The organism is Synechococcus sp. OH2 (genome assembly GCF_047462155.1).
Classification (GTDB): Bacteria; Cyanobacteriota; Cyanobacteriia; order Thermostichales; family Thermostichaceae; genus Thermostichus.
Genome location: NZ_JANSIR010000106.1, coordinates 1 through 11614 on the forward strand (window position 1 = coordinate 1; position 11614 = coordinate 11614).

Below are 11614 nucleotides of genomic sequence, written 5' to 3' on the forward strand. Positions count from 1 at the left end.
TTTGCTAAGTGTTGCTACTGTACCCCTTGATTCCTTAACAGGCTGTATGAGCAAAAGCTGAATCCAAATCCCGATTGGTGTAAGTTTTCCCAGTTTGTGTTCCAGAACACAGCAGAGTAGCTTGGTAGCCCCGTACTTGAATGCGGGGCGGAAAAGCCTTGCTATAACTGCTGCTAAGTAAGCACCTACCCCGGTGAAAGACCCGGACAGTGCTGTCAGTCAACAAGTCAGCGGAACCTTGAGACTTGGTTCCAAGGAACCGTCTAGGGGCGTCTTGACAACGCCTTTACGAGTCCGATTGTGGACTGCGTAAGAATCCCCTGACTTTAGTCGGTGGGAGTGTCAAATAAACTTTCCTCTTTGTTCAGCTTCCTGAAGTCAGTCTGGGGGGTTTGCAACGGTTGTCCAGAGGCCGAAGCGTGCTGTCCGGCAGTTTTGATAGAATCGCCATCACAGGTTTTAGGGCGCGCAGCGCCCACGGCATGCACAACAACTCGACTTCTTCCGCTCCCACCGATCTGGAGATCATCTCTTTGTTGGATCCGCGGCAGGCTATGTCTCTGGCGGGCGTGCAGGAGGCCAACCTGAAGTGGATCAGCCGCTGTAGCGGCGCCTCGGTAACGCTGCGAGGACAAGACCTGTACCTAAGGGGCACACCTCAACAGCGGCAGCAGGTGCGGCAGTGGCTAGAATTGCTGAGACCGCTTTGGCAAACTGGACACCCTGTTACTGTGATCGATGCCGAACAAGCCTTTCGCGCCCTCTCTAACCAAGAAGCTGACGCCTATCATCAGGCGCAGGTAAGTGTTCTGGCCCGCACCCGCAAGGGAGAGCTGATCCGGCCCAAGACGCCCCGTCAACAGGAGTACGTGCGAGCCATCCGAGCTCACGACCTTTGCTTCGGCATTGGGCCGGCGGGCACCGGCAAAACCTATCTAGCTGCCGTCGTGGCCATCACGGCCTTGCAAAACCGCGAGTATGAGCGCCTGATCCTCACTCGCCCTGCGGTGGAAGCAGGGGAGAAGCTGGGGTTCTTGCCTGGGGATCTGGTAGAGAAGGTGGATCCCTATCTACGGCCCCTCTACGATGCTCTGTTTGAGTTTATCGATCCGGCCAAACTGCCCCAGTTGATGGAACAAGGTGTGATCGAGGTGGTGCCGCTGGCCTACATGCGCGGTCGCACCCTGAGCAATGCTTTCATCATTCTGGACGAAGCCCAGAACACCACCCCAGAGCAGATGAAGATGGCGCTCACCCGCCTGGGGTTTCGGTCGCGCATGGTGGTTACCGGGGATCTCACCCAAACGGATCTGGGCAAACATCGCCTGTCGGGCCTAGCGGCTGCGGAGCGCATCCTGGCCGGGGTGGAGGGAGTTGCCTTTTGCTACTTTGACCAGCGGGATGTGGTACGCCACCCCCTGGTGCAGCGGATTGTGGATGCCTACGCCCGCTACGAGAGCCAGCAGTGAGGCCGAGGGTAATCTTCTTCGATGCCGTGGGCACGCTGTTTCGGGTGCGGGGCAGCGTCGGCCAGGCCTACAGCCAGGCGGCAGCAGCGTATGGGGTATCGGTGGATCCGCAGGCGCTGGATCGCGCCTTTGCCCAAGCTTTTGCCAGCGCTCCGCCGCCAGCCTGTGCCGGTCTGTTGGGATCCTCTTTGCTGGCTTGGGAGCGGGCCTGGTGGCGGCAGGTGGTGCGCCAGACTTTTGCAGGGGTGGGATCCCTGGCTGCTTTTGGGGAGGAACGGTTTGAGGCGTTTTTTGCCCGCCTTTTCGAGTATTTTGCCGGGGCGGATCCCTGGGAACTGTATCCGGAGACGCTGCCGGTTCTCCAGGCCCTCCAGGGGGAAGGGATCCGGCTGGGGGTGATCTCCAACTTCGACAGCCGCCTGCCCAAGGTGCTGCAGGCACTGCAGTTGGAGGGCTATTTTTCCAGCCTCACCCTCTCCACCCAGGTGGGCCATGCCAAGCCCGATCCCCGCATCTTCCAAGCTGCCCTAGAGACCCAAGGGATCCCGCCTGCCGCTGCCTGGCACATTGGCGACAGCTACCGCGAAGACTACCAAGGGGCCAAGGCAGCAGGCTTGAGAGCTCTTTGGCTGGATCGAGAAGGGAAAGATAGCGCCTGCCAAGAGCGAATCGAAAACTTGTGGGGATCCCTCCCCCTGCTCAATGCGCTGGAGCGGAATTAAGCAGTAGCGGGGCAAAAACCCCATCGGGCTTGAGCAAGTAGCGCCGCAGGTTCATCTGCCGCTCCAGAAGGCAGGCATGACCGCTCAAAGGCGAGATCTCCACCTGAGCCTGGGGCAGTCGCTCCGCCAGACGCTGCACCTCCTGCACCGAGGGTAGGAGGCGGTCCCGCCCCCCCGCCACCAGCAGGGTTGGCAGCCTCATCGACTCCAGGGGCAGCTCTTCCACAACAAAGGATCCCAGCAAGGCCAGGCGCTGGGCAGCCACCTCGGGAGCAACGCTGTGTACGGCCTGGCGCAACCGCTCCCGATCCGGCGGCTCCATTTGGCTTAGCTCCGCCAAAAATCCCAGCCCCCGCTCCGCCATCTGGTGGTAGAGCGCTGGCGGCAAAAAGGGCAGGAGAACATGGCCCGCCCACCACCAGGGCCGGCGCCGCAGGGATGAGGCCGGGTTGACCAAGATGAGGCCACGACAGCGCCCCGGCTGCTGGGCGGCAACGGCCAACGCCAGACAGGCCCCAAAGGACTCGCCGCACAGATAGGCCCCCTCTTCCAGTTGGGATCCCACCCAATCGGCCAGGCTCTCCCAGCTATTTCCCGCTTCGGGGTGGTTTAAGCTCAAAGGGCGGACGTGAAACTCGGCTTGCAGAGCCTGCGCCTGCCGGTAAAACAATTGGCCTGTGCCATCCATACCCGGCAAATAGAACAGCGGGGGCCGCTTCTGGTGGCTTGGAATAGAGGCGGTGGGCTTACCCTTCAATTTTTCCATCTCCTTGCCAACCCCAAGCGCACCTGTTCGCGGGCGGCTGCCGTTAACTCCTGAATTAGCTGCAGCCTCTCCTGGCGGCAGGTATAGCGCCCTTCTCCCCTCACCCAGAGAGGGGATCCCACCTTGAGCACCACCCGGCGATAGATCACCACCGGGTGCCCTCCTTGCTGCTGAAACCTGGGCTCGCTGGGATCAAACCAGCGGAAAAAAGCCATGGGAATATCCATCCCCCGCCACTCTTCCTGAGCCCACACGGCCACCGGCAGGATTGGCAGAGGATCCACCTTGGCAGCCAAGGCCAGATGGGCAAAGCCCGGCTGGAACCGTCCCACCTCCTGGGGTGAGGTCTCGCGGGTAATCTGCTCTGCCCCTTCCGGGAAAATTCCCACCCCTCCGCCCGCTGCCAACGTGGCCTGAGCCTGGCGAAAAAAGTGAATCTGCGGCCAGGATCCCTGCTGGAGGGGGATACACCCCAGCGCCAAGGCGATCTCCCGCAAGAGGGGCACCTGGGATAGATAGTAGTGGCAGGCAAAACGAATTGGTCGATCCAGCCCCGCGATCAGCACCGGCGCATCCAAAAAGCTGCGATGGTTGCTCACCACCAGCAGCGGGCCTTGGGGAACCCGCTCCTTGCCCTCCACCCACACCTCCGTCTGGAAAAGAGCAAGTAGCAACTGGGCCACTGCCCTCGCATCTGGGAAGCCACTGACCTGCATAGGCGCTGTCAAGGATTCCATTCTCTTGCTCAATAGTCCACCCCGCGCCGCAGATCCGCGCCTTGCTCGGCATAGTGCTTGTGGCTCACCATTTCCGAATGGACAGAGGCCAGCTCAAAGTAGGGCAAAGGAGCATGGCAGCGCCCTGTGATGATGATCTCCGTGTCGCGCGGCTTGCGCAGCAAAGCCTCAACAATCGGCTCCACGTCCAATAGCTCCAGATCCACCGTCGGGTTGAGCTCATCCAGGATGATGGTTTTGTAAAGCCCGGAGGCAATGGCCGCCCTGGCCAACTCCCAGCCCCGCTCTGCCTCTACATAATCGATTTCCTGCTGCTTGCCCCGCCAGACAATGGCATCGCGGCCGCAGCGCTGGTGATCCACTAGATCAGGGTAGCTCTCCCGCAAGGCCCGAATGGCCGCATCTTCCGTGTAGCCCGTCCCCCCTTTGAGCCACTGCATGATCAACACCCGGTGGGAGAGATCCTTGCTGATGCCACGCCCAATAGCCTGCAGAGCCCGTCCCAGAGCGCTGGTGGACTTGCCCTTGCCGTTGCCGGTGTAAATCTCAATGCCGCTGAGGGGGGGCTGGCCATTCTGGGGATCCGTCGCCCGACGGACGCTGCGCATTTCTGAGTGCAGATCGGCCAGGTCGATAATTTCCTTGGGGGCGCCCCGCCCGGTGATGATAACTTCCATCTCCTCCGGCTTTTGCTTGAGGGTGCTGACGACCTCCTCCACCGGCAGTAGGCCCAGATCCAGCACCGGGTTCAGCTCGTCCAGCACCACCACCGAGTAAAATCCAGACGCCAGCGCCCCCTTGGCCACATCCCAGCCGCGGCGGGCCTCCTGACGGTCAAACTTGGTGATCTCGTCGGGGCCAAAGAACTCTCCTCGCCCCGTGCGCAGTTGATCAATGAGGTGGGGGAAGCCCCGCTGCAGAGCGGCAATCGCCGCGTCCTCCGCATAAGTGCGGCCCGGCCCCTTGAGAAACCGCACCAGCAACACCCGGCTGGGGGCCGCATTTTCGATTCCCAAGCCAATGGAGCGCAGCACAACTCCCAACGCCGCCTGGGACTTGCCCTTGCCCTCGCCATCGTAAACGTGGATCTGGCCTCGTCGGCGGTCAAACTGTTGCGCGGTTACAATGCCGACTTCTGCCATGCCCCTCCGCATCACGCCGCTGTCCAGAACTCGTGCTTCTCTACCCCCATCTTAAAGTCTAGCCAGAGGTTTTCGGGAAAGCGCGGAGAAGGGCCAGAAAAAGCCGGCAAGAGCCGATCAACACCGGGATAAGATGAGCAATGGTTGTCCAGCCCAGTGCCCATCTAGCGAGGGATCCCCCTTGTACCCGACTGTGTTTTCTTCTCGCCCCTTGCCCCCTGCGGTTGATAGCCCTATTGAGCTGGTGGGCGGCACGCCCCTCATTCGCTTACGGCGGGTTACTGCTGAACTGCCGCCATCGGTGCGAGTGTATGGCAAAGCAGAGTGGTACAACCCCGGCGGCTCGGTCAAGGATCGCCCGGCCCTGAACATGATTCGCACTGGCGAACGCGAGGGCAAGCTGAGGCCTGGCAAGATCATCCTGGATGCCACCAGCGGCAACACGGGCATCGCCTATGCCTGGATAGGGGCAGCTTTGGGGTACAAGGTGAAGCTGGCCCTGCCGGCCAACGCCAGTCCAGAGCGCAAGAAGATCCTCGCTGCCTATGGGGTGGACTTGGTGCTCACGGATCCAGCCCTTGGCTCCGATGGGGCCATCGAGAAAGCCCGCGCCCTCTACGCCGAAAACCCCGATCTCTACTTCTATCCTGACCAGTACAGCAACCCCGCCAACTGGCAGGCCCACTACGAGACCACAGGGGTGGAGATCTGGGAGCAAACCCAGGGGCAGGTCACCCACTTCGTGGCCGGCCTGGGCACCAGCGGCACCTGTATGGGGGTAGGGCGGCGCCTGCGGGAGTACCGCTCTGATATCCAGATCATCGCCATGCAGCCCGACTCCCCCTTCCACGGCCTCGAAGGCCTCAAGCACATGGCCACCGCCCTTAAGCCGGAGATCTACGATCCCACCCTGCCGGATCGGCACGTCGAGGTCTCCACCGAGGCGGCCCAAAAGATGGTAAAACGCCTGGCTCGGGAGGAGGGCCTGCTGGTCGGCATCTCCGCCGGCGCCAATGTGGTGGCTGCCCTGCAGGTGGCGCGTCAGCTCTCGGCAGGGGTGGTGGTTACCATCTTCTGCGATGGGGCCGACAAGTATCTCTCCGAGCGGTTTTGGACAGAAGACTAAACTCGCCCGTACTGCAATGGCCCCTCCTCTTAACAGCTCCGCCCTTCTGCCGCTATGATGGTTAAACCTAGAATGCGGATGTGGCGGAATTGGTATACGCGCACGTTTGAGGGGCGTGTGGCTTTGCCTTGCGAGTTCGAGTCTCGCCATCCGCACTGGGCCCTCACCCCCGACCCCTCTCCCGGAGCAGGAGAGGGGAAGTGGGCAGTGGCGAGCCAGCCGAGAATTGATCTCGACTTTTGCGCTATTCCCGAACAGCGCCCTGCAGGCGTGTGCCCCAGGTGCGGGCAAAGCTCAGGTCAGCCCCAGTCAGATTGGCATCGCGCAGATCGGCCCCGCGCAAGTCGGCGCCGTAGAGGGAGGCGGAGGAGAGATCGGCCCCCCGCAAATCGGCACCCCGCAGGTCCGCTCCCTCCAGGTAGGCACCGCTGAGGTCGGCGCCACGCAACTGGGCGCGCCGCAGATTGGCTCCCACCAAGTAGGACTGGCTGAGATCGGCGCCAGTGAGGATGGTGCGCTCCAGGTTGGCCTCGATCAGGTCGGCACCCTGGAAGTTAGCCTCTGCCAGATCGAGGTTGCTCAGCTCGAGGGATCCCAGCCGGCAGTTGGGACAGGTTCGGGAAGCGATAAGATAGCGCAAGAAGCAGGCGTTGGGGGTTGTGGCGGCGGCAGTGGAGGCCACGGCTGCTGTGGTCAGTAGCGCTAAAACGGCGGCAGCTTTGAGATGGAAATTCATGGTAATCAAGCCTCATGAAAGGTTGACTGAGACAATCCGGCAGAGCGGGGTTGTTCTGCGTTGGTCACATGATAGTGGCATCCGTCGGCTTCGACCACTCCACAGGTTTGCCTGGGCTCCCGCATTGACAAATTCCCTCAAGCTGCGATGACGTTGTGGCCTTATCGCCCTAGAGCTGGTGGGCTATCGCCGGGCGGGGGAGGATCTTGCAGCAGCGGCTCCACCCAATGCCAAGACAGTTGCCCCAGTCCCAGCAAAACCGAAAGTATCGCCGAGGCAGCCAAGACACAATCCCAGCGGATTGCCAGCCGAAGAGGATGGTTCGGCTTGCCTTTCCTCGAGCTGGGCCGGGCGACGGGCAAGCTGTCCCAGGAGGGGAGAGGGCGACAACGCAGGAAGCAACCGCAGCGGCGACAGCGACGATCGGAGTCGAGGTTGAGCCAATGGCAAGCTGGACAGCGGAGCATGGGAAAGGCCAGGGATCCCATCCGGGTGCAGCGCGAGCAGTTGCGGCGTCCGGCAACCATATCCGAAGATCTTCCCAATTCCCATGCAGGTGGTCAATTCTGCTCGTCCCCCTCTAGATCAGGGGTCGAGTTCGGGTCAGCCTTGGGAGAGAAGCCTCTGTAGAACTAGCCCTCCAAAATTAGTCAGCACTGAACAGCAACCCTGTGCCGATCCTATGCAGATTCGACTGGAAAACATCTGTAAGCGCTATGGCCGCCGTGAGGTGGTGAGCGACGTCAGCTTGCACATTCAGCAGGGAGAGGTTGTGGGGCTGCTGGGGCCCAATGGGGCGGGGAAAACCACCACCTTTTACATCATGACCGGCCTGATCCAGCCCAACCGTGGCCATGTCTGGCTGGATGACCAAGATATTACCCATCTGCCGATGCATCGCCGCGCCCGCTTGGGGATCGGCTACTTGGCCCAGGAGCCCAGCATCTTTCGCCGCCTCAGCATTCAAGACAACCTGCTGTTGATCATGGAGCAGACGGGGGTGCCTCGCCGCCTCTGGCAGCAGCGCCTCAACCACCTGCTGGAGGAGTTCCGCATTGCCCATGTGGCCCACAGTTTGGGTTTGCAGGTGTCGGGGGGAGAACGGCGCCGCGCCGAGATTGCCCGCGCCCTGGCGGCCGGGATCCATGGGCCGAAATTTTTGCTGCTGGATGAGCCCTTTGCGGGGGTGGATCCCATCGCAGTGGCAGATATCCAGGAGGTGGTGGCCAAACTTAAGCAGCGGGGCATCGGTGTTTTGATTACTGACCACAACGTGCGGGAGACGCTGGAGATCACCGACCGGGCCTACATTCTCAACGATGGGGCCATCCTGGCCAAGGGCACGGCAGCAGAGCTGGCGGCGGATCCCTTGGTGCGCAAGTATTACCTGGGGGATAAGTTCCGCCTCTAACGAGCTTCCTCTACTGCCAGGAATACAAAGCCCGCAGGCGTTGGCTTTTCTTGTGCTGGTGGGCTTGCATCCGAGCCAGCAGCTCATCCAGAAGGGCAACCGCCTCCAGGAGATAGGGGCCCTTATTGAGCATGACGCACTCGGCGCGGGCAGACATCACCGCATCCGAAAGCTCAGGCCGCGAGGGCAGGCCCTCTTTGGTGAGCTGATCCAGCACCTGCGTAGCCCACACCACGGGCACATGGGCGGCCTCACAGATCCACAGCAGTTCCTCCTGGATCTCGCCCAAGCGCAGCCAGCCCATCTCCACAGCCAGATCTCCCCGCGCAATCATCACCCCCAGCGGCCTATTAGCAGCCGTCGCAATGAGAGCCGGCAGGTTTTTCACCGCTTGTCGGGTTTCGATTTTCAGGATTAACCCCAAGTCAGGCCGAGCCTGGCACCGCTCCAGCTCAGCAAACAGCACCTGCAAATCCGCCGGCTGCTGGACAAAGGAATAGCCCACCAGGTCGGCATACTGCACCACAAAGTCCAGGTCTTGGCGATCTTTCTCGGTCAGGGGCTGGATCGGGAGCTGGCTGTCGGGAAAGTTGAGGCCTTTTTCGGCTCGCAACTTCTTGCCCTGGGGAGCAACTCTGTCCACCTCCAGTACCACGCCTGCTGGCTCGATCCCCACGACGCGGGCGCCAATCTTGCCGTCGTCGATCCAAACAGTTGCTCCCACCTGCAGGTTTGCCAAAACCTCGGGCAGGGTGCAAGCCACCTGGCAGGGGATGTCAGAGTTGACCGGCGGCATGGCTGCCGTGAGCAGGATGCGATCCCCGCAGTACACCTTGGCTTTGCCGGGGGGCATGGCCACCGGGCCAGTGCGGATCTTGGGGCCGGCCAGGTCGAACAAAATCTTGCAGCGCCGTTGGGTCTGGGCTTCGGCCCAGCGCAAGTGGGCCACCATTTTCTCCCACCCCGAGGGATCGTCGTGGGCGCAGTTGATTCGCGCTACATCCATGCCCCGCTGCAACAGTTGCAGCAGCAGCTCTGGCTGCTCGGCAGCTTCGCCGGGCAGGGTTACCATGATGCGGGCGCGGCGGTGGGCGGAGGGAGGGCCAAAGAGAACTGCAGTGTGCTGCTCCAGCGCCATGTCTCCAGCGTAAAACTCCTCATAGCTGGGCCCCTTGTGGCTTAGGCCCTGCGTGGCTGCCAAAATGGCAATCACCGCATCCAGGCTCTCCAAAACCCGCGATTCACACCGTCCCAGCGAGGACAGCCCCACAGCAGCCAGCTCCAATTGCAGGTTGCGCAGATCGTGTTGGCGCAGCGCCAGGTAGCGCGCCAGGTTGCAGAGGGCTGCAGGAGGATCTGCAGAACAGCCCCAAGCGGCCAGGTAGGTCTGGGATCCCTCGACCACTTGCCGGCGCAGCTCCAGGAGTCTTTCCAGCAAGCCTTTGAGATTGGGGAGAGCAGGAGCCATGCTCGGAGATTTTGCAGAAATAACCGGCCAGGCCCAAGGCTAATTCTGAGCACACTTTTGCACAATCATAGGTCGATCTAGGGGGGCAATCAACCTTTCGTTCCCCAACGTTCCAGTCTAGAGTCGTTAACAGCCTTCGGCTCTCCCGAAGGGCTGGCTGTCCTAGCTACTACTTCCTTGGGCTGCGTGAAACTCTCTTCTCCCCCCACTCCTTATTCGGTTGAGCAGTCCTGCCCCAGGCTCTCCCTCGTCTGTGCGGTAGGCCTGATGGATCGCTACGTCGTCTCGGAGATGCTGCTGCCTTTTCTGTTTGGGGTGGGGACGTTTACCACCCTGGTGATGGCAGTGGGATCCCTGTTTGAGCTGGTGCGCCTGGTGGTAGAGGCGGGGCTGTCCCTTTCGGCAGCGTTGCAAGTGTTTGTGTTGCGGGCACCGGGGATCATCGTCCTGACGTTCCCCATGTCCATGTTGCTGGCAACACTGCTGGCCTATGGGCGCCTGTCTGCTGATAACGAGATCACTGCCCTGCGCGCCTGCGGCGTGAGCCTCTACCGTCTGGTGGTGCCTGCTCTCCTCCTCAGCCTCTTGGTGACGACGTTAACGTTTCTCTTCAACGAGCTGGTGGTGCCGGTGAGCAACCGCCAGGCGGCCATGACCTTAAATCGGGCGTTAAACCGGGATCCGGACTTTCGCCGCGAGAACATCCTTTACCAAGAGTTTGGCGAGATCCTTACGCCCGAGCCGGACGGCAGTTTTTCCCGCCGGCAAGGGCTAACCCGTCAGTTCTATGCCCGCAGCTTCGATGGCCAGCAGATGCGCGGCGTAATTGTCCTCGATTTTTCCAACGAGGCTCTCAGCCAAATTCTCCTGGCGCAACGGGGGCGCTGGGATCCCCAGGAGAACCTCTGGGTGTTTGAAGAGGGCACCACCTACCTCGTTTCGCCCGACGGCACCTACAGCAACATCGCCACCTTTGCTCGGCAGGAGCTGCGTCTGTCGCGGGCGCCGCTGGATTTGGCCCAGGAGGTTCGCAGCCCCGAGGAGATGAACATTCAAGAGCTGCGCCGCTACATTGAGGTCATCGCCAGCTCAGGGGATCTGCAGCGGGTACGCCGCCTCCAGGTCAACCTCAGCCAAAAGTACGCCATTCCCTTTGCCTGTCTGGCCTTCACCTTGATCGGGGCGCCTCTGGGCCTGCGCCCCCAGCGCACCAGTTCTTCTCTGGGCCTGGGCCTCAGCGTGCTGATTATCTTCGCCTACTACGTGCTGCTGTTTGTCAGCCAGGCGCTGGGGCAGATCGGGACGCTGGGGCCGGAGGTGGCAGCTTGGTTGCCCAACTTCATCTGCTCCGTAGTGGGACTGGGACTGCTTTACCGAGCCAATCGCTAGGCTAGCTAGCGCAGCGGGATGAACTCGGTGCGGCCAATAATTTGTTGGCCTTGGTCGGAGAGGGCGTAGTTGATGAAGTCAGCCACCACGGGGCTGGTTTTTGGCGGCACCACCAAAAATACGTTGCGGGCCAAAGGGTAGCGGCCACTTTGAATGGCCTCGCGAGTGGGCATTTGGCCATCAATGGGCACCATCCTTACCGTTTGCTGGTTCTGCACCTGATCCACAGTGCTGTAGGTGATGCCGTCTTCTCCCAAAGCCCGCAGGAGAGGGGTGGTGACATCTTGGGTGGCGGTGGTGAAGTAGGGCGGGTTGTCGGGAGCAAAGGGCAGCCCCAGTAACACCAGCTCTTGGAAGACAGTGTAGGTGCCGCTCTGGGGGGCGCGGTTGAGAACGCGAATTGGGCGATCCGGGCCGCCCACCTGACTCCAGTTGGTGATCCGGCCCTGGAAGATATCGGCCAATTGCTGCAGCGTCAGGCCGCCTTTGTAGGGGTTGTTCACCCCCACCGCCACCGCCAGGGCATCTTTGGCCACCGGGATCGCCTGCAAACCGGCCTGCACTTCGCTGGCATTGAGGGGGCGGGAGCTGGCGGCAAGCTGGATGCGGCCTTCCATGAGGGCCTTGAGGCCGGCATTGGAGCCGTTG

11 protein-coding genes and 1 tRNA gene are annotated in these 11614 nt (G+C 61.5%); 6 read left to right on the forward strand and 6 right to left on the reverse strand.

Annotated features, from left to right (window positions below):
- Nucleotides 1-482 precede the first annotated feature (482 nt).
- Together NW835_RS10580 and NW835_RS10585 are read left to right on the forward strand one after the other, a co-directional pair.
- Entirely contained in the window at nucleotides 483-1469 is a 987-nt protein-coding gene (locus tag NW835_RS10580; protein WP_414363817.1) for a PhoH family protein, read from the forward strand.
- Nucleotides 1466-2191, forward strand: coding sequence for an HAD-IA family hydrolase (locus tag NW835_RS10585; RefSeq protein WP_414415263.1), 726 nt, complete (start codon nucleotides 1466-1468; stop codon nucleotides 2189-2191). The genes NW835_RS10580 and NW835_RS10585 overlap by 4 nt, the downstream gene beginning before the upstream one ends.
- On the opposite strand, the gene NW835_RS10590 is transcribed toward NW835_RS10585, so the two are convergent.
- From NW835_RS10590 to NW835_RS10600, 3 genes are read right to left on the reverse strand one after another with little or no spacing between them, the layout of a single operon-like run.
- On the reverse strand, nucleotides 2169-2957 hold the full coding sequence (locus tag NW835_RS10590) for an alpha/beta fold hydrolase (RefSeq protein ID WP_414415264.1): 789 nt from the start codon (nucleotides 2955-2957) through the stop codon (nucleotides 2169-2171). The genes NW835_RS10585 and NW835_RS10590 overlap by 23 nt on opposite strands.
- The gene (locus NW835_RS10595; protein WP_414415265.1) at nucleotides 2945-3694 is read right to left on the reverse strand and encodes a lysophospholipid acyltransferase family protein; all 750 of its coding nucleotides are present in this window, start codon (nucleotides 3692-3694) and stop codon (nucleotides 2945-2947) included. Before NW835_RS10595 ends, NW835_RS10590 begins: the two co-directional genes overlap by 13 nt.
- Before the next feature lie 8 nt (nucleotides 3695-3702).
- Nucleotides 3703-4836, reverse strand: a complete 1134-nt coding sequence (locus NW835_RS10600; RefSeq protein ID WP_414370656.1) for a cob(I)yrinic acid a,c-diamide adenosyltransferase — start codon at nucleotides 4834-4836, stop codon at nucleotides 3703-3705.
- A 181-nt stretch (nucleotides 4837-5017) separates the two neighbouring features.
- Between NW835_RS10600 and NW835_RS10605 the strand changes: the two genes are divergently transcribed.
- The gene (locus NW835_RS10605; RefSeq protein WP_414363822.1) at nucleotides 5018-5962 is read left to right on the forward strand and encodes a PLP-dependent cysteine synthase family protein; all 945 of its coding nucleotides are present in this window, start codon (nucleotides 5018-5020) and stop codon (nucleotides 5960-5962) included.
- Nucleotides 5963-6036: 74 nt separating this feature from the next.
- Nucleotides 6037-6117 (forward strand) — tRNA-Leu (locus tag NW835_RS10610).
- Between the two features lie 89 nt (nucleotides 6118-6206).
- On the opposite strand, the gene NW835_RS10615 is transcribed toward NW835_RS10610, so the two are convergent.
- On the reverse strand, nucleotides 6207-6698 hold the full coding sequence (locus tag NW835_RS10615; RefSeq protein WP_414363823.1) for a pentapeptide repeat-containing protein: 492 nt from the start codon (nucleotides 6696-6698) through the stop codon (nucleotides 6207-6209).
- A gap of 682 nt (nucleotides 6699-7380) precedes the next feature.
- Here NW835_RS10615 and lptB point away from each other — a divergent pair.
- The gene (gene lptB / locus NW835_RS10620) at nucleotides 7381-8109 is read left to right on the forward strand and encodes an LPS export ABC transporter ATP-binding protein (RefSeq protein ID WP_414363825.1); all 729 of its coding nucleotides are present in this window, start codon (nucleotides 7381-7383) and stop codon (nucleotides 8107-8109) included.
- A gap of 10 nt (nucleotides 8110-8119) precedes the next feature.
- On the opposite strand, the gene NW835_RS10625 is transcribed toward lptB, so the two are convergent.
- Nucleotides 8120-9577, reverse strand: coding sequence for a pyruvate kinase (locus NW835_RS10625; protein WP_414415266.1), 1458 nt, complete (start codon nucleotides 9575-9577; stop codon nucleotides 8120-8122).
- A 267-nt stretch (nucleotides 9578-9844) separates the two neighbouring features.
- Between NW835_RS10625 and NW835_RS10630 the strand changes: the two genes are divergently transcribed.
- On the forward strand, nucleotides 9845-10966 hold the full coding sequence (locus NW835_RS10630; RefSeq protein ID WP_414415267.1) for an LptF/LptG family permease: 1122 nt from the start codon (nucleotides 9845-9847) through the stop codon (nucleotides 10964-10966).
- A 5-nt stretch (nucleotides 10967-10971) separates the two neighbouring features.
- On the opposite strand, the gene NW835_RS10635 is transcribed toward NW835_RS10630, so the two are convergent.
- The coding region (locus tag NW835_RS10635; RefSeq protein WP_414415268.1) for a phosphate ABC transporter substrate-binding protein at nucleotides 10972-11614 on the reverse strand (643 nt) is incomplete at its 5' end.

Coding starts and splice junctions, on each gene's coding strand:
- NW835_RS10615 (WP_414363823.1), bottom strand. CDS start 6,698: ATGAATTTCCATCTCAAAGCTGCCGCCGTTTTAGCGCTACTGACCACA.
- NW835_RS10630 (WP_414415267.1), top strand. CDS start 9,845: ATGGATCGCTACGTCGTCTCGGAGATGCTGCTGCCTTTTCTGTTTGGG.
- NW835_RS10625 (WP_414415266.1), bottom strand. CDS start 9,577: ATGGCTCCTGCTCTCCCCAATCTCAAAGGCTTGCTGGAAAGACTCCTG.
- NW835_RS10580 (WP_414363817.1), top strand. CDS start 483: ATGCACAACAACTCGACTTCTTCCGCTCCCACCGATCTGGAGATCATC.
- lptB (WP_414363825.1), top strand. CDS start 7,381: ATGCAGATTCGACTGGAAAACATCTGTAAGCGCTATGGCCGCCGTGAG.
- NW835_RS10600 (WP_414370656.1), bottom strand. CDS start 4,836: ATGGCAGAAGTCGGCATTGTAACCGCGCAACAGTTTGACCGCCGACGA.
- NW835_RS10595 (WP_414415265.1), bottom strand. CDS start 3,694: ATGGAATCCTTGACAGCGCCTATGCAGGTCAGTGGCTTCCCAGATGCG.
- NW835_RS10590 (WP_414415264.1), bottom strand. CDS start 2,957: ATGGAAAAATTGAAGGGTAAGCCCACCGCCTCTATTCCAAGCCACCAG.